At 50.4% G+C, this 18,086-nt stretch carries 17 protein-coding genes; 13 read left to right on the top strand and 4 right to left on the bottom strand.

Going from position 1 to position 18,086, the window contains the following annotated elements; translation table 11 throughout:
• Positions 1-117 precede the first annotated feature (117 nt).
• Positions 118-972: a Rossmann-fold NAD(P)-binding domain-containing protein gene (locus HH215_RS27920; RefSeq protein ID WP_174887644.1), complete on the top strand. Its 855-nt coding sequence runs from the start codon at positions 118-120 to the stop codon at positions 970-972.
• Entirely contained in the window at positions 965-1,444 is a 480-nt protein-coding gene (locus HH215_RS27915) for an anthrone oxygenase family protein (protein ID WP_169282870.1), read from the top strand. Before HH215_RS27920 ends, HH215_RS27915 begins: the two co-directional genes overlap by 8 nt.
• Positions 1,445-1,491: 47 nt before the next feature.
• Here the strand turns inward: HH215_RS27915 and HH215_RS27910 are convergent, their stop codons facing one another.
• A complete protein-coding gene (locus tag HH215_RS27910; RefSeq protein ID WP_169282869.1) occupies positions 1,492-2,463 on the bottom strand; it encodes an iron-hydroxamate ABC transporter substrate-binding protein in 972 nt (323 codons plus the stop codon).
• Positions 2,464-2,636: 173 nt separating this feature from the next.
• On the opposite strand from HH215_RS27910, the gene HH215_RS27905 reads away from it, so the two are divergent.
• The gene (locus HH215_RS27905; protein WP_169284610.1) at positions 2,637-5,753 is read left to right on the top strand and encodes a hybrid sensor histidine kinase/response regulator; all 3,117 of its coding nucleotides are present in this window, start codon (positions 2,637-2,639) and stop codon (positions 5,751-5,753) included.
• 7 nt (positions 5,754-5,760) lie between these two features.
• Here the strand turns inward: HH215_RS27905 and HH215_RS27900 are convergent, their stop codons facing one another.
• Positions 5,761-6,582 carry a phytanoyl-CoA dioxygenase family protein gene (locus HH215_RS27900; protein WP_169282868.1) on the bottom strand — a complete coding sequence of 274 codons (822 nt, stop codon included), beginning with the start codon at positions 6,580-6,582 and terminating at the stop codon, positions 5,761-5,763.
• A gap of 131 nt (positions 6,583-6,713) precedes the next feature.
• Between HH215_RS27900 and HH215_RS27895 the strand changes: the two genes are divergently transcribed.
• From HH215_RS27895 to HH215_RS27885, 3 genes are all read left to right on the top strand, one after another.
• Entirely contained in the window at positions 6,714-7,544 is an 831-nt protein-coding gene (locus HH215_RS27895; protein WP_169282867.1) for an AraC family transcriptional regulator, read from the top strand.
• A 130-nt stretch (positions 7,545-7,674) separates the two neighbouring features.
• Positions 7,675-8,043, top strand: a complete 369-nt coding sequence (locus tag HH215_RS27890) for a DUF6864 domain-containing function (RefSeq protein WP_169282866.1) — start codon at positions 7,675-7,677, stop codon at positions 8,041-8,043.
• Positions 8,036-8,350, top strand: a complete 315-nt coding sequence (locus HH215_RS27885) for a hypothetical protein (RefSeq protein WP_169282865.1) — start codon at positions 8,036-8,038, stop codon at positions 8,348-8,350. Before HH215_RS27890 ends, HH215_RS27885 begins: the two co-directional genes overlap by 8 nt.
• A gap of 21 nt (positions 8,351-8,371) precedes the next feature.
• Here the strand turns inward: HH215_RS27885 and HH215_RS27880 are convergent, their stop codons facing one another.
• Entirely contained in the window at positions 8,372-8,791 is a 420-nt protein-coding gene (locus HH215_RS27880) for a hypothetical protein (RefSeq protein ID WP_169282864.1), read from the bottom strand.
• Positions 8,792-9,237: 446 nt separating this feature from the next.
• On the opposite strand from HH215_RS27880, the gene HH215_RS27875 reads away from it, so the two are divergent.
• The 7 genes from HH215_RS27875 to HH215_RS27845 are packed head-to-tail and all read left to right on the top strand — an operon-like array spanning position 9,238 to position 15,141.
• Positions 9,238-9,513, top strand: a complete 276-nt coding sequence (locus HH215_RS27875) for a 4Fe-4S dicluster domain-containing protein (protein WP_169282863.1) — start codon at positions 9,238-9,240, stop codon at positions 9,511-9,513.
• Between the two features lie 39 nt (positions 9,514-9,552).
• Complete coding sequence (locus HH215_RS27870) at positions 9,553-10,329, top strand: ABC transporter ATP-binding protein (protein ID WP_169282862.1); 777 nt, start codon at positions 9,553-9,555, stop codon at positions 10,327-10,329.
• Between the two features lie 21 nt (positions 10,330-10,350).
• A complete protein-coding gene (locus HH215_RS27865) occupies positions 10,351-11,205 on the top strand; it encodes an ABC transporter permease (RefSeq protein WP_169282861.1) in 855 nt (284 codons plus the stop codon).
• Between the two features lie 47 nt (positions 11,206-11,252).
• Positions 11,253-12,110, top strand: a complete 858-nt coding sequence (locus tag HH215_RS27860; RefSeq protein WP_169282860.1) for an ABC transporter permease — start codon at positions 11,253-11,255, stop codon at positions 12,108-12,110.
• Between the two features lie 27 nt (positions 12,111-12,137).
• Entirely contained in the window at positions 12,138-13,181 is a 1,044-nt protein-coding gene (locus tag HH215_RS27855) for an ABC transporter substrate-binding protein (protein WP_169282859.1), read from the top strand.
• A complete protein-coding gene (locus HH215_RS27850) occupies positions 13,181-14,797 on the top strand; it encodes an FAD-dependent oxidoreductase (protein WP_169282858.1) in 1,617 nt (538 codons plus the stop codon). Before HH215_RS27855 ends, HH215_RS27850 begins: the two co-directional genes overlap by 1 nt.
• A complete protein-coding gene (locus HH215_RS27845; RefSeq protein WP_169282857.1) occupies positions 14,794-15,141 on the top strand; it encodes a 4Fe-4S dicluster domain-containing protein in 348 nt (115 codons plus the stop codon). The genes HH215_RS27850 and HH215_RS27845 overlap by 4 nt, the downstream gene beginning before the upstream one ends.
• An 85-nt stretch (positions 15,142-15,226) precedes the next feature.
• Here HH215_RS27845 and HH215_RS27840 read toward each other — a convergent pair whose 3' ends face one another.
• On the bottom strand, positions 15,227-17,983 hold the full coding sequence (locus HH215_RS27840) for an S-layer homology domain-containing protein (protein ID WP_169282856.1): 2,757 nt from the start codon (positions 17,981-17,983) through the stop codon (positions 15,227-15,229).
• Between the last annotated feature and the right edge of the window lie 103 nt (positions 17,984-18,086).

Below are 18,086 nucleotides of genomic sequence, written 5' to 3'. Positions count from 1 at the left end.
CAAACAAATAAAATGCAATTACGCTGCATACAATCATTTGAAAGGAGGTGGTACATTTTTTAGTTCAATAGTTGTTTGCTCAAACAATATTATGAAGGTAAAATGAGGAGGATTCAAATGAACGAACATCAACTCTCGAGAAAGCCGATCCTGATTATCGGCGGTACAGGCAAGACGGGTCGACGGGTAGCGGAACGCCTCGCTGCTCTTGGCATTCCTACGCGGATCGGGTCTCGCGCCGGGGAACCGCCCTTCGACTGGCAAATCAAGTCCACTTGGTCGGCAGTCTTGGAGAACGCGGAAGCGGTATATCTGACGTACCATCCCGACTTAGCGATGCCGGGTGCCGCCGACGATATTGCGTCATTCGCCGAGTTAGCGTTGCAACATGACGTTCGACGGTTGGTTCTATTGTCCGGCCGCGGTGAAGAAGGGGCTCTCGTTAGCGAGCAAGCCTTGCGGAACTCGGGCGCAGACTGGACGATTCTAAGGGCTAGCTGGTTTAATCAAAATTTCAGCGAAAGTTTCTTGCTCGATTCGGTACTCGGCGGAACGATTGCCCTCCCGGTAGAGGATGCTAGGGAACCTTTCATCGATGCGGACGATATTGCGGACGTCGCGGTAGCCGCGCTAACCGAGAACGGGCATATCGGCCAACTTTATGAGCTTACCGGTCCTCGCGCGCTCACCTTTGCCGAAGCGACTGAAGAGATCGCCCAAGCAAGCGGTAGGGAAATCCATTATGTACCCATTTCCGTTGAGCAATTCAGATCCGGGTTAGAGCAAGAGAACTTGTCTGCGGAGTTTACGAATCTGCTCCTCGAGTTATTCACCAAAGTACTGGACGGACGCAATTCCCACTTAAATGACGGAGTAAAACGCGCCCTTGGGCGCGAGCCTAGGGATTTCAGGGATTTTGCGCGGGATACCGCCGCAACCGGTATTTGGGATCGGGGCGAACCGAATGGATGAGATCGTCTATTATTTCATTATCATCGCGGCCATCGGTTCCGGAATGGTAGCGGGAGTATTATTCGCTTTCTCCGCCTTCGTGATGAAAGCTCTTAATCGCCTCTCGGCCGAACAAAGCATTGCTGCCATGCAGTCTATTAACATTACAGTGCTTAATCCTCTATGTTCCGTTCTGTTCTTCGGGACGGGATTGATCACCCTATTTATTCTGATAACCTCCTTCAACCGATGGAACGACCCCGATGCGATTTATCTGCTCGCAGGGAGCGCTTCGTACCTTATCGCTCTCTTCATTACCGGCGCATTTAACGTCCCTCTTAATAACAAGCTGGCCGTCGTTAATCCTGCCGCCAACGATGGCGCGCAAAAATGGGGAAGTTTCGTTGCTAAGTGGATGATTTGGAACCATATTCGGACATTGGCATGCGTTGCCTCGTCTGCGTTTCTCCTTATCGCTTTTCATATGCAATAAAACGAGAACAAGTAGACCTGAGAAACCGGATCTACTTGTTTTCTATTCTAATCGTTACCAAGAAATCCTTGCTTGTAAATATTCAACAAATATTCAAGCGTCGTTGGATCGCTATAAGTGGAAGATTCGGTATCGATCTCAATAACTTGCTTGTTCTTAACGGCCGGAATGTTGTTCCAAGTTTCGGTTTTCATGAATGAGTTATCGTTTTTCGAGCTCTTGCTCAACACGATATAATCTCCCGCATACTCAGGAAGAACCTCTTGAGACAACGTGTAATAGCCTGGTCCCTGCGCATCCTTTTTGACTTTTTCCGGCATGCTCAAGCCCATCGCTTGGTACAGAATTTCCGTGCCGCGCGCCCAGTTGTTGCCGAACACGTAGAAAGTTTTAGCATCCGTTTCGAAAACAGATACAGTCGCGTTCTCGCCGATTTTCGCTTTGACTTCCTTGCCGATTGCTTCCGCGCGTTGCTTAAAATCATCTATCCAAGCCTGTGCTTCCTCTTCTTTGTTCAGAAGCTTGCCGATCTCCAATTGCTGCGCAAGATAGTCCAGCTTGCCCCAAGTAAACACTACGGTAGGCGCAATTTGTTTTAGCTTTTCGATATTCTTCATCTCTGTTCCGCCGATGATCAAATCCGGCTTCTGCTCGATGATTTTCTCCAAATCATCTTCGGATACGATTTCGACGCCAGCTAGCTTCTCGGCAAACAGAGGGTTCATATTCGTCCACTGATCTACCCCGACCAGCGTCCCGTCTAACGAGAGTACATTCGGCGCATTCGACAAGGCCACGATCCGCTGCGGATTAGCCGGAACCTCGACGGGGCCGGTCTCGGATTGGTAAGTAATCGTCCCGGATTCTCCATCTGCAGTCGTCGTTGCTCCCGAGCTTGGTGCGGGCGATGCGTTGTTCCCTGAATTGTTCCCTGCATTGTTTCCTGAATTGCTCCCGCAAGCGGTAACTATGATCATCAGCAACAAAAGAAAAATAGGGGCGGACAGCTTTTTGTTCATACTCGCGTCTCCTTATACGTGGATGTATGATCATCCACTGTCGATAATGATTCTCATTTTCATTCATGAATAAATATAAATTCTCGCTGCCTAGTTGTCAATGGAAATCCTATTGATTCGGTTTATATAAAGGAATATGCGTTCTCCGTGTCGAATTTCTTCGTATTATGATGATGCGAATGCTAAATAACACGACCCCCAAATATATCGTCTTATTAATCTTATTCCTTAGCGTTCTATTCTCCCTGCGGTGGGCTTGGTCCGAGCTTTTCTATACATCGGAACAGCCAAGTGCCGTCGATGGGGTGCTCGACATGCGCGGAATCGATTTGGAGAACTCCCCTTCGTTCTTCTTGAATGGCGAGTGGCATTTCTATCCTAATCAATTCATAACTAAACAGGGTATTCCGTCGGATGAGACGCCCCCCATTAAGATTCAAACTCCCGGTGACTGGGGCAGCCTGCTCAATCCGGAATCCGGCTCCTCGTACGGGTACGGAACATACCGATTACGAATTCTTACCGATCCGCTTATACAACCTGTCGCCATCTGGCTACAAGGGATTCAAGCTTCATCCGAAGTAGAAATCAACGGAATCGTCTCGGGAGTTACCGGCAAACCTGCCGTACATGCCGAAGAATATATTCCGAAGAACTTCTCTTACACGGCTTCCTATACGATAGCCGGGACTACGGAAGTCGATGTCTACATTCGCGTAGCCAACTTCGACGAGCCCTTTAACGGCGGGATCACGCGCGGCATTCGCTTCGGCTCTCAAGCCTCGATCGATGATGTACGTTGGTATTCCATCGGATTCCAGTTGGTTACGTTCGTGCTGCTCCTGCTTCACGGGTTGTACGCGTTCATCCTTTACGTATTCAATCGCCGCGAGCGGGCTTTATTCACCACGGCGCTATTAACGCTCTCGGTCGGCATTGCGATTATATGCGGTCACGATAACTTGCTGCTGCTATGGCTGCCGATCAATTATACATGGGCGATCAAGATCAGACTGATCTCTCTTCTGTGGCAGAACCTATTTATACTGCTTGTTTTCCGGAGGTTCGCATCGGCTCCCCCGAATAACGTGTGGTTGCGAACTTATTCCGCGACGCTCGTTGCTTTAACGGGACTGATCCTTGTCGCGCCCGCAACGTGGTTAAACGGAATGATCGATTTCGGAGGATTTATGTTCCTCTATTTAATCCCTTTCGTTTGGTTTATGTACACCGTTGGAACGATGATCTTCAAGCAACAAGCCGACAAGGACATCGCCTTCCTGCTGTTGTCCGCCGCAGGCATCTTCTCCAACCTGTCATGGAGTATCGTAGAGTCAAGCTTCGACATAACTACCGTGTACTATCCTTTCGATATTCTTGCGGCCCTTATCGGAATCAGCGCATACTGGTTCAAGAAATACTACCGCAATGCCAAGGAAAACGCCGATCTCAACGAGCAGTTGCAGAGGGCGAACAAACTGAAGGATCAATTTCTCGCCAATACGTCGCACGAACTGAGGACGCCTCTGCACGGCATTATGAACATCGCCCAGACCGTCGTCACCAAAGAGAGAGGGCAGCTCGGCGAGAGCAGCCTTAAGGAAATGGGGCTACTGATCTCGATCAGTAGCCGCATGTCCCATATGCTCGGCGATCTTCTCGATGTCGCTCGTCTCCAAGAGCACCGCATCGTCCTGCAACAAGAGCCATTGCCGATCCAATCGATCGTACCGGGCGTAATCGGCATGCTTAAATATATGACCGAGGGCAAGCCTATCGTATTGCAAATGAACATCCCCGAGTCGACGCCGATGGTCATGGCCGACGAGAAAAGGCTCGTGCAGGTATTGTATAACCTATTGCATAACGCCCTTAAATACACGGAAGCAGGAACGATCTCTTTTTCCGCCGTGAAGCGGATCGGGCATGTTCTTATAAGCGTCTCCGACACCGGCGTCGGCATGAACAAGGAAACGCAAGCCCGGGTGTTTCTTCCTTATGAGCAAGGGTCTTACGGAATAAGCGATGGAAGAGGAATCGGACTAGGTCTAAGCATAAGCAAACAGTTGGTGGAGTTACACGGAGGGACGCTGACCGTTCGTTCGGAGCCGGGGAAAGGATCGGTGTTCAGCTTTGATCTCCCGATAGCGGATTCGTCGAATCAACAGCAGATACTCAGACTCTCCCAACCTTACGGGGTATCGGAAGAAACCGAAATTCAGCTTGGGGGGCTGATATTGCCGGATGCCGCTATAGGAGAAACGGCTGCCTCGGCGCTTACTATGCCGCCGCTTCTCACCGAGAGGAAAATGAATATTCTGGCCGTCGATGACGACCCGGTCAACCTGAACGTGCTCGTGGGCATTCTATCGACGGAACCGTATACGATCGCAACGGCGCATTCGGCTCACGAAGTGCTGGAATTGTTAGACCGCAACCAGTGGGATTTGCTTATTGCCGATGTTATGATGCCGCAAATGTCCGGCTATGAATTAACGGAGAGAATCCGGGAGCGCTATTCCGTATCCGAGCTTCCGATCTTGTTGTTGACCGCGCGCAGTCAGCCCGCCGACATCTATACCGGATTCTCGGCGGGTGCCAATGATTATGTGACCAAGCCGGTAGACGCGTTGGAACTGAAGTACCGAATCCGGGCGTTAACTACGCTGAAGCAATCGATCAATGAACGGTTGCGCATGGAGGCGGCCTATCTTCAGGCGCAAATTCATCCCCATTTTCTATTCAACACGTTGAATTCCATTATGGCGCTGAGCGATATCGATTCGGGCAAAATGCGTAAGCTGGGCGACGCATTCGCTTCTTTCTTGCGGATCAGCTTCGATTTTCTGAATACGGGGGAACTCGTCGAGCTCTCTCACGAGCTGGCGCTTGTCGAGGCTTACTTGCATATCGAACAAGAACGTTTCGAGGACAGATTGTCCGTCGTATGGGAAGTGGAATCCGATATCCGCTTGTATATTCCTCCGCTTTCCTTGCAACCCCTGGTCGAGAATGCCGTCAAGCACGGCCTCCTTAGCCGGAATAAAGGCGGTACGCTGCAAATTCGGATCACTAGACAGGACGATTCTACTCTTATTGAAGTGACGGATGACGGCAAAGGCATGGATCGCGATCAGGTCGCTCAATTGCTGAATCCCACCCTGAAAGGAAAGGGCGGGATCGGACTTTCCAATACGAATCGGCGTTTGATGCAATTGTACGGTCATGGCTTATCTATTCGCAGCCAACCTAACGAAGGAACGACGGTGTCTTTCGTGATTCCGAACTGACAACCGCTTAATGATGGCCGCGCGGCTTCTTGCCGCTCCATCGTTCGTCGACTTTCTCCAGAGAAGACTGGTATCTCGTATCCACGCTAAGACGGTATTGGTTCGTCGTATTCTCCAGCGAGCAGTGCATAAGGAACATTCCGAAGATCAACACGTCTCCCGCTTTGAATTCCGTCGTCGCCCATTTGCCGCCGTATTTATTCGTAATGACGAGCGGGTCGTCCGTGTAATGACCGATTCCGTCCCTATCCGAATCCTTGGAACCGTAGGATCGCTTCAAATCTTCGAAACGATGGGAATCCAGGCATATGGCGAGCCCGCCCATAGCATAGTCGATGTCGCCGAGAGGAGACCATACGGTATACAAGTTATGCGTACCGCGGCCCATATACACGATATCGTAATGCGCGCCGGTGTAATCGCCTTTGCCGACGGCGCGCAGCCACTTGTAATGGTAGGTCAGCGACTGTTCGCCGAGCAACCGATCGAAGAATCTCATAATGTGATCCCCGTTCAACACGTTCAGCAATTCCGGCAAATCTTCGTTCGTGCCGCCCATGAACAACGTTTTGCTACCGTCCGCCATTACGCCTTCTTCCAGCAGAGTGTCTCTGTCCAACTTGCCCATCTTATGCATCTTTTCCAAGACGCCATGTCGGGCCTTAAGCACTTGCTCCCTGTCATGGAACCCCCGAAGCAACAAGTAGCCGTCCTCCGAAATCCGATCCCTCAAAGCCGCGATGTCATGTAAAATATCGTTCGAATCCCTCAACTCCGTTAAATGCGGTCCTCCAAGCTCCAACACGCGATTTCCTACTGTAACTAACATCCGGCAGCACTCCTCTAGCAAGGTTATGGCTTAATTGTATAAGCAGAAACCTCGTCTCTCCATGGATCGCCGTCACTATTACATGTATAATCGTACCAAATACCTGTCCGAACAGGAGGCCGCATATCGTCATGTCGTATATGGATATTCCTTATGGGTTAGACGATCATTTCTCCGTTCCCGAGTTTCGCTTCAAGTCGATCTGGAAAGTGCAGGCCAACGATACCTATCAAGTCAACCAACCGAACGGTCTCGAAATTCCGGGCATCTTCGTTGCTTATGAGGGCAAAGGAGCTTTCACATATTCGGACACCCGACATGAGCTTGATGCAGGCACCTATACGATCGTACGGAATGGCGTACCTTGCTCGTATCGTTGCGTAGGCGGCGATTGGAAATTTTATTTTATCCATTTCGATCCCCTGGATATGGCTTTTCACTTAGATCTACCGGTCGGGAAGCCGGTTTCCACCGCCAAAATGCCGGAAGCGGTCCGCTTGTGCGAGCGACTGATCGACAGCTTAATCGTTAAGCCGAAAGGCTACGGATTAACGGTCCAGCTCCTGTCGCAAGAGCTGCTGCAACTGCTGGCTAGAGAGCATGACGCGAACTATGAGAGTCGTCACCCCGAGCTGGACGATATTTTGTATCAAATGCATAAGAACATCGGGCAGACGCTTCCGATCGACGATTTCGTCCGGCAAAGCGGGTTGTCGCGCACCGTCTTCTTCGCCCGCTTCCGTTCGAGAACCGGAATGTCTCCCAATCGCTACATGCAGGAACTCAAGCTGGCTTCCGCTAAGGCGGCGCTAGAGACAACGAACTCGTCCGTGAAGGAGATCGCCGCCGCTTTGCGATTTTACGACGAGTTTCATTTTTCCAAGCTGTTCAAGCAGCGGTACGGGGTTGCTCCCCGTTCTTACCGGAACTCCCGGGGTGCCGCGCAAACCGACGAGCACTAATTATGAGCATTTATCGTCAGTAGAAATATCATTCGGGAACTCCGATGTCTATTGTCATGTACCGGTCGTCATGCTCGTAAAATAGAAAGATGACGCTCGTACGAATGACGGTTACCTCGGGGGGATGACGATGAAAATAACGTCCGGAGGATTCGAAGTCGTATATCACGGAAGAGTATTCGCCTATGGAATGAGCCCGATCGAAATCACTTTGTCCGAAGAGAACGATCCATTGAAGTTCGTATTCTGCATCGAGCAAGATGCGGAACGGGACGACTTCACGACCGACATCCGTCTTATCCGTTATAACGAGGTGCGCATTGCGTGCGTCAACTTTCCGAGAGGCAAGCCGACCGGCAACCATGACATGATTCATCTCGGCGTGCTAAACAATCGCAGGCTGTCTCTTCGTTACGAAGTGACGATAAACTTCGATATGGCGGCTTGGGTGTTGACGTTTACTTTCTATGCGGGGGAGGGGGTCTCGGACCATGAATAAAATCGAAATCCAAGACCCTAAAGTCGCCAGCAAGATCATCGCGGCGAATGCGGAGAGCGAGAAACGCAAAGCGGAGCTCGGCTTTCTAGGAAAGTTCTTCGGTTCCGGGGACAACGTCCGCTTGTATATCGTCGGCACGATCGCGCTCGGAATACTCCTTATCGCGCTGGTCTATACGTTGACGCCCGAGAAGTTCCGGTCGGCCGATTTCGGATTAAAGGAGTTATGGTCGCTGGTTCTCCCCGTCGAAATGACGATTATCGGCTACTTGATCGGATCGCGATCGAAAGATGCCGGCGGCGGTTAAGCGATGGAGGATATTCGAATTTCATTCGGTCGATGATTCCCGTACCCACACGCGATCTAAACCGCCCGATAGCAGACGACGTTGTTGGGCAGGGTTCAGATGAGGGTAATCCTCGCGTTGATGCATGCCTCGCGACTCCGTGCGGTTTAAAGCCGACGTGTACATCCATCTAGAGACGGCCGCCATAGCGGTCGCCTCGCGAAACTTGACTGCTTGAACGCCGTTGGGCATAGTGGTCGCTCGAATGGCCGACCAGACCTCATGCAGATTGGACAATGAACTGCGCAGCTTGGCCTCGGATCGGAAAAAGTTGATATCGTACGGCATGACTTCATCTTGAATGGCACGAATGTATTCGGAATTCCGCTCCGGCTCGTAAGCCCGCACGCTCGCTCCTGTCTCGCCGCCTCCCGCTAGCCTCCAGCCACGACCTATTGACAACGGTTTGAGCAAGCACCGGATTTAAGTAGGCGCACCCAAAACAAGCAAATCTGCTTCTAAGGAACGCTCTTTGTTGTTAGCGAAGCTGCCCATGATCATGACTCCTTTTCCTTGAAAATACATAAAAAGAGACGCGTCTCGATAGAAACGCATCTCCATGGATATGGTCGATTTGTTGTAATGCATTCATACTACCGTCATCGCGAGAGGGGTGTCAATATTTTTTCCGATAATTTCTATAGGAATTTAATTATTTGATTGACGATTAATGACTCGAGGTGATAACCTATGGATAATTAATTTCAATTTACATTAATCGCATGAATTAACTAGGATTACCAGACCCAAGCTTAACTCCATATTAAGTGACTACCGTACGAATGGAGACACTTCTACTCTTGATTAAAGAGCGAAGTGTCTTTTTTGCGTCATAAGGATAGGTTCGCATGATCGAAATCATCAGCGCAAGCAAGTATATCCAGTGCAACATGTGCGTATCCGTCTGTCCGACTAACGTCTTCGACAAGACGGTGAACGGAATTCCCGTCATTGCCCGGAAGAGCGACTGCCAAACCTGTTTTATGTGCGAATTGTACTGCCCAACGGATGCCTTGTTCTTGGATCCGCATGCCGAACTGCATAGACAACTGGATGAAGATGAACTGGAAAAAACAAATGCTTGGCGGCTATCGGGCCGTCATCGGCTGGGCTGGAATGAATAGAAAATCGGCGGTTATTTAGACGCGGGGGAGACGATTGCGATGGCTGAACCTTTATTGATCATAGAAAACTTAAACAAAACCTTTCAATCTAACAAAGGAGCCGTTCAAGCGCTTCATGGCATTAAGCTTCATGTCAAGGAAGGAGACTTCGTAACCGTCATCGGTCCCAGCGGCTGCGGCAAGAGCACATTGCTTAAGATCATCGCCGGCTTGGATGTTCATTATAACGGGGATGTAAGCCTTGGCGGCCAACCGATCAAAGGACCCGGAATCGATAAGGGCTTTATTTTTCAAGAGCCGCGATTGTTTCCATGGTTGACGGTCGAGAAAAATATAGCCGCCGATCTGTCGCTGCGAAAGCCCGAAGTACGCAAAAAGGTGGATGAATTGATCGGGCTTGTACGATTGGACGGCTTCCAGAAATCGTACCCGAGAGAACTGTCGGGCGGCATGGCGCAACGCGTAGCCATCGCGAGAGCTCTGCTGCGCAATCCGAAAGTGTTGCTGCTCGACGAGCCGTTCGGAGCGCTGGATGCTTTCACTCGAACGCACATGCAGGAAGTGTTGCTCGATATTTGGCAAAAAAATAAAACAACGATGATCTTCGTTACGCACGACATCGATGAAGCCGTCTATCTCGGGAACCGCGTCGTCATTCTGAAGCCTCGTCCCGGAGCTATTCGCAACATCGTTCCAATCGATTTGCCGGTACCCCGTAAAAAAACGACGACCTCGTTTCAACAATTGCGCCTGAAGGTGCTGAGCGAATTCGAGAAAATAGATGAACTGGATTTTTCGGATGGTTCAGGCATTTAGACCGAAGCGGAGTGATGGATAATGAGCCAGCAACGGCAGTTCGCGGCAGTAGATTTGGCAACTATGGAACAGGAGCAAAGGCTGTCTTTCATAGAAAACAAACAAAGATTCAGACAACGATTCAATCGTTTCGTTCTTGGCGCAACCGTTCCGGTTCTGCTTCTCGCGGCGTGGCAAATTCTCGGCGACCGGGGCGTTATTTCAACGTTGCTGTTTCCGACGCCCTTTAGGATCTTCCAAGCAGGTATCCGGCTCATGCAAACGGGCGAGTTGTTCGACAATTTGCAGATCAGTCTGTTCCGCGCTTTATCCGGTTTTATTCTAGGAGGCGCATTGGGACTGATGCTCGGCGTTCTTGTCGGGTTGTTCCGGAATACGGAAAGAACGTTGGATCCGACCGTACAGATGATCCGCATGGTACCGCATCTGGCGATAGCCCCTCTGTTCATCTTATGGTTCGGCATTGGCGAGACGGCTAAAATTTTACTGATCGCCAAAGGAGCCTTCTTCCCGCTCTACATTAATGCCTTCATCGGCATTCGGGACGTGGATAACAAGCTGTTCGATGTAACGCGGGTGCTCGGATTCAGCAAATGGAAGCAGACTATTCGATTGGTTCTCCCCGCCGCGCTGCCCAATATTTTACTTGGCGTTCGAATCTCTCTGGGCGTATCCTGGCTCGGACTGGTCGTAGCCGAACTGATGGGTTCAACGGAGGGGATCGGTTACCTGATGTCCGACGCCAGACAATTCTCCAAAACGCCGGTTGTGTTCGTTGGGATCCTAATCTTCGCGACATTCGGCATTCTGTCCGACTTGTTAGTCCGGTCGCTTGAGCGGAAATGGCTATCTTGGCGTGAAAACTATAAAGGGTGATCTACCCGTCCAACAACGGAAGATCGCCTGCGAGGGAGAACGGACCCATGGGCAACGCAGTCAAATCGTTATCGCAACAACCGCGGCCAAGCGATATCGCCGATCGGACCGAACGGTTGCTCCTAAGAAGCACATGGTTCAGGACCAAATTGAACGATATTGCCATCGGCGCGTTATTGCCGATATTCATCCTGCTAATATGGCAAGTACTCGGAAACTTGGGCGTTTTCTCCCCAACGTTCCTGCCGACGCCGCTTGCCATTGCAGCCGAATTTCAGAAGCTTATCGTGTCGGGCGAATTATTTCAACACTTATCGATATCGCTCCAACGGGCTGCTATGGGTTTTCTCATAGGCGGCGTAGCGGGACTTGTATTCGGCATTCTCGTCGGGTTTGCTCAACGATTGGAGTTTTTGCTGGACCCTTCGTTCCAAATGCTGCGAATGATTCCCCATCTGGCGGCGGCTCCGCTGATCATTCTATGGTTTGGATTCGGCGAAGTTTCCAAAATATTCATTATTGCCAACGGCGCGTTTTTCCCTATGTACATTAATACGTTCGTAGGCATTCGCAATGTCGATCGCAAGTATTTCGAAGTGACGCAAGTGCTTAATTTCAGTAAATCGAAACAAATCTTCCGATTGATTTTCCCGGCTTCCTTGCCGAGCATATTGTTGGGATTGCGTTTGTCCGTCTCCATTTCCTGGTTGGGGCTTGTCGTAGCGGAGCTGATCGGCTCACAGGCCGGTATCGGCTTCCTCATCAATTACGGCAAACAAACGGCGAGCACGGAACTGATTTTTACGGGAGTCATCATATTCGCGGTTTTCGGTAAGCTTGTCGATTCGGCAGTCCGCTTGTTAGAGCGTAGGTGGCTGCGTTGGAGAGACAGCTTTCAAGGATAGATCAATCCAAATTAGGGGGACAACGGAATGACAAAGGGACAAAGACAAAACAAGGATGGTTTGCATAAGAGCCGTTACGCAGGGATATTGCTCGTGATTATACTCGCGATGTTGTTTACGCAAGCCTGCGGCGATAAGGAGAAGACGGCATCAACCGGTGCCGAAGATTCAGCGACGGCTTCCTCGGTCGGCAAGGGTCCGACAACGTTAAATTACGGTTATATCGGGACAAGTAAGCTGAATTTCCCCGGCGGGGCCGAAGGTTGGGGCTTCTACAAAGGAATCATTCAAGAGGAATTGAAGAAATACGGAATCACGGACGTGAAGTTAACGGCGTTTCCGAACGGTCCCGATTTAAGCGAATCGTTAATCAGCGGTCGTCTGGATGTGGGCAGCTTGGGAGACACCCCGGCTATTCTGTCCAGATCGGTAGGGGCCAAGACGCGCTATATTACTCAGGGATCTACGAACAGCATTGGGTATTTAATCGGTAAAAAGGACGGTCCCAAGACGCTGGAGGAACTGAAGGGGAAAACCGTTTCCACGCAAAAAGGCTCGTTTCACCATCGTTATCTGGCGGGTTTACTTAAGGAAAACAATATCACCGACGTGAAAATCGTGCATATGCTGCGCGTCGATGCGGAAGCGGCGATCGCTCGCGGCGAGATCGACGCGATGACCAATACCGACGTATTCGCTCTCAAACAAATCGATCAAGGCTACCCGTTGATCGACGATGCCACGAAACACCCGAATCTGCTAGGGACTAGCGCTACGGTCGTCTCGGAAGATTATTTAAGCCAATTAGCGGACTTTCCGAAAATCTGGAACGAAATTCGTCTGAAAGCTTTGAACGACTTGAAAGCAAACCCCGACGAGTACTACGAATTTTTGGCGGAGCTGAACAATTCTACGCCCGAGTTGATGCAAAAAGTAAGTCCGATCAGCTTCATTAAGGAAGTTCCTTTTACGGATGACGGCATTAAGCTGCTCGAAGGAACGAAACAATTCCTCGTGGACGAGAAATTGGCTGAGAAAGATTTCGATCTGAACGATTGGATCTTGGAATAATGGATTACATGGAAGCCGACGTGTTGGTGATCGGCGGAGGACCGGCAGGAGCTTGGGCTGCATGGAGCGCGGCCAGACAGGGAGCCAAAGTCATACTTGCGGATAAAGGATATTTGGGTTCTAGCGGCGCTACTGCGCCTGGAGGTACGAACCTGCTGTATCTTCCGCCGGATCGCGAGCTGCGCGAGAAGGCCGTGCAGCAGCGGTATAAGGAAAGCGGATATTTGGCCGAGCCGGAGTGGATTCATCGGGTATTGAACCAAGTTTACGAAAGCTTGATTTGGGTTGAAGGCTGGGGATATCCGTTCAGACGCGACGAGGAAGGGGTTCCGCAGAGGGATCACCTGCAGGGGCCCGAATACATGAAATTAATGCGTCGGCAGGTAAGCCGTGCCGGCGTACGTATTCTTGACCAATCGCCTGCGTTGGAACTGCTGGTGGATGACCATGGCGTAGGAGGCGCTCGCGGTATATCGCGTCTGGACGGCGGAGATTGGGAAGTTCGCGCTAACGCGGTCGTGATCGCTACTGGAGGCTGCGCCTTCCTGAGCAAAGGACTCGGATGTAACGTGCTCACCGGCGACGGTCTGCTGATGGCGACGGAACTCGGAGCCGAACTGTCGGGCATGGAATTCACGCGCCAATATGCACCGAGTGCAGCCTTCGGTACGGTCACGCGCGGTAGGCTGCTCAACTGGGCGACCTATACGTCGGAAGACGGTACGGTGCTCCAAGGCGGAGGCCCTAGGGCCGGCGACTTTCTTCCGAAGATGCTGAGCAAAGGATCGGTATACGCCATGCTCAACCATGCGGATACGGAAGAGAAGCGGCAAATTTTACGCAAGTCGCATGCGATTTTTTTCTTGCCGCTGGATCGCGCGGGGATCGATCCGTTCACGCAGCGCTTTCCGCTGACGCTGCGTTATGAAGGAACCGTTCGCGGCACGGGAGGCATTCGCTTGACGGATGACGATTGCGCCTCCACGGTTCAAGGTCTGTACGCCGCAGGCGATGCGGCCACCCGGGAACGCGTTACCGGGGCCAAGTCTGGAGGCGGCGCGTTCAACGCCTCCTGGGCGATCTCCTCCGGCATGTGGGCCGGAGCCGGAGCCGCGCGATTCGCGCTAGCCCAAGAGCGTAGCGCAGCCGCGCGAAATCTGAAGCCAGCCGGACGGTACGGCTTGGCTGGCCGCGGCAGTAGCAGTAGCAGTCAGTCGCCGGAGCCTATCGATTCGGCGGCGTTGGTGAAAGCTGTCCAGCAAGAGGTATTTCCGCTGGACATCAATTATTTCCGCAGCGAGCCGGTGCTGCGTCAATCGCTGGAGCGCCTGCACGGCTTGTGGGCAGGAATTCAGGGAACGGTGCTGCACACGATTCAGGGTCGTTTGCGAACAAGGGAAACAGCGGCGATGATTGCAACCGCCAGATGGATGTATACTGCGGCATTGGAGAGAAAAGAAACGCGCGGTTTGCACATGCTCCAAGAATACCCTGAAACGGATATCGCCCAGCAGCACCGCCTAATCGTGTCGGGCCTTGAGCAAATTCGGGTTTATGCGGAGCGGTTGACGGAGCACCGCGAGCTGCGTCTAGGGCAAGAGGCGGTGGGCGGATGATTGAATTCGTAAGCTCGGATCGCTGCGTTCAATGCACGATGTGCGTGAAAGTATGCCCGACTAATGTGTTCGATTTAGGTGCGAATAAAATTCCGATAATTGCTCGTCAAGAGGATTGCCAAACCTGCTTTATATGCGAAGCCTACTGCCCGGTGGATGCGCTCTATGTGGCTCCTTATGCCGACCCATTGGAAGTTGCGCCAACGGAGGAGCACTTAGTGGATAACCACCTATTGGGCAGTTGGAGAGAAACCATCGGATGGGGCAAAGGCCGGATTAAACTAGCCGCAATCGATACTACCCCTTTCATAGATCGGATTCTACCGGTTCGACGCTTGGAATGACGAGAGGAGCCATTGTCCGGCTTTTCGGCTGGCGGAACTTAAGAAAGGGGGAGCCGATTTCTCGGCCCCCCTTTTTTAACTTCAATTACTTATTCATTTGATCCAGCAATTTCAGTATAACCGTTACCGCTTCTGCCCTTGTTGTTTGGTCTTGAGGAGCAAATTCGTTGCCGTTTTTCCCTTGCACAATACTCGCTTGCTTCACGATAGCAACGCTACCCTTCGCCCAAGCCGGGATCTCCTTATCATCCGCGAAGCCGGTTGCGGCATTCGCTTGGCTTGATTCACCCAGAGCGTTGGCAATCATCACGGCCATCTCAGCACGTGTGACCTCCGCATTCGGACGGAAGCTACCGTCATTGCTCCCTTTAATAATGCCCGCTTGCACTCCTTGAGCCACCGCTTTCTTAGCCCAAGCTCCGATCTTCGCAGCATCAGTGAAGTTTAACTTTGCTCCATCGCCTTGCGGCTTCAACGCATTCATCAGCATAACAGCGAATTCTGCGCGAGTTACGGTAGCATTCGGCTTAAACGTTCCGTCTGCATAACCCTTAACGATGGCTTTACCCACCGCTTGCTTGATATTCGCTTCAGCCCAATGTTTCGCGATATCGCTAAATTTATTTTCCACTGTGATGTCCGTTGGTACCTTAAGTTGCTCTGGCTCAGGTACAACTCCCGTTGGTTCTACTGCAAATACCGCAAATTTCGTGAAGTGATCCACCTCTACGCTAATCCGGTTTCCGTTGATCTTGCTGCTCGTTACTTCTACCCATCCCTTTTTCGCTTCGTCATAATAGAATACAGCGACCCTTTGATCTTTCTTTACGTTAGCTGGATCAAAAACAAAGGTCAGTGCAACCGGCTTGCTGAAGTTCTCCGGAAAACTCTTCAGAATCTCATAGATCGAGCTTACTAGCGATTGATTATTCGTTACAAGATTTTGCGTATCCAGTAATTTGCTTATCGTTAATTTTAATTCTTTTTTCGTTGCCCCAGTTGGAATCGCAACCGTCACTGTATCTCCCAAGCTAACTTGGCCTGCTTGACCTATAGGAAGCGTTAATTTGCCATCCGTAGGTGTGGATGAACCGCCGCCACCGCTACTATTTGACGGTTTAGTCGCAGGCTTAATGTCCGCTAAACCGACAGTCAATACTTGAGCTAACGATGCTGGCTCTACTTCGGTTGCTTTTACGCGGATCGAGATCTTATCCCCCGCAATTACGCTAATATTATCTACTGATGTGGCCGTAATAGGTTGATAACCGGCAGTGTTAATCGAGTACTCCATACCCTCTGCAACACCGTTCAACTTCGTCGTTCCGACGTTCGTTCCCTGGATCAAAGCGCCGGTCATTGGTGCTGACGGTAGAGCGATCGTGTAGCTAGCGAGCATCATCTCACTATCTAGCTTTCCAGCAATTGCTGCAATCGCTTTGATCGTCAGATCGTTGCTTACAACGATAGGTGAGCTGTACAATAGGCTGCTTGTTGAAGGAGTGCTGCCGTCTATCGTATAGTAAACCGCTGCGCTAACCGTTGCGGTACTAAGCGTCACATTTGCTTTCCAAGCCACAGGCCCGCTTGCAACATTAGCTGTAGGGGTCTTTATTTTAATGGCATGTAATTGCGGATAATAACCTTCGATTAAATACCATTCCGATGTAAAGTTCCAATCCTCGTAAGTACTTATCGTCTTCATCTCTGCGGTTGTCCTACCCGTGCCTGCATCCACTTGACCGGATGTGACACTGTCGAAGAAACTGGAGTTGATTGTTCCGCCATTCGAGCCAATCAAGCCGCCAGCTGTGGAACCGGCTGTCACTTTTCCTATAGAGTAGCTATTGCTGACTGTTGCTTCTCTATAATTTAAACCTACTAAGCCGCCTATACCATAATATCCATTTACGTTTCCGACAGCATAGCTGTTGCTGATTGATTTGCTATTACGACCTACCAAGCCACCCGCTTCATAATCTCCTTCCACAAAACCTGTAGCATAGCTGGTGCTGATCGTTCCATTATTCTCGCCAACCAAACCGCCTGCTCCACTAGGTGCTTCTACATTTCCTGAACCATAGCTATTGCTGATTGTGCCATTATTGACACCAACCAAGCCGCCTGCTCCAGAAGCTCTTTCCACATTTCCTGTAGCATAGCTGTTGTCAATTGTTCCATTATTCTCACCGACCAAGCCGCCTATATAACTAGCTCCTTTTAAACCTGCCGTGGAGTAGCTGGTGTTGATTGTTCCTTCATTTGTACCCACTAATCCACCTACAGATCTGCCATTTTGCCAAGAAATAGGGTCAAAAATTCCACTTACACTCCCTGAAACATAGCTGTTACTGATTGTTCCATTTTGGTGCCTCCCCACCAAGCCGCCTACCTGATTTTCACCTTTGACGTTTACATTTTCCAGCTTCATATTTGCAATAGAACTTCCATCACTCGTAATACCAAATAATCCGATATTGCTCTCAATTGGCCTATTAATCGTTAACCCCGTTATTGTATAACCTTTGCCGTCTATATTTCCATTAAAATCATTAATCGGAGCCCAGCCCACATCCGTTGAGTAGCTGCTCAAATCAATGTCTGCCGTCAGTATGAAATAGTTTCCTGGGACCTCCAAATGGTTTCTTACATCATTGAGCTGATCCGCATGGGCGATTTGATAGGGGTTTTCTTCCGTACCCTCTCCTACCACGATAGTATGATCAGCCGCATAGGCTTTGCCTTCTCCTGTCGTAAACAGTTCTGGCATACAACTGACCACCATCATTATAACCAGTATGAATGCCGCTATTTTCTTACTTGCTCGATTCATTTTGTACATACCTCTATCTCCTCCAAATTTCTTGCTTCACCTGGGTAAGCATAGATCATCGTTGCGAAAAAAGAACCTAACAAAAGTTAGTTTTGCGCAAATAAAGTCGAAA

Source organism: Cohnella herbarum (assembly GCF_012849095.1).
Classification (GTDB): Bacteria; Bacillota; Bacilli; order Paenibacillales; family Paenibacillaceae; genus Cohnella; species Cohnella herbarum.
Note: the sequence above shows the minus strand (reverse complement) of the source record. Positions and strands in the feature narration are given on the sequence as shown.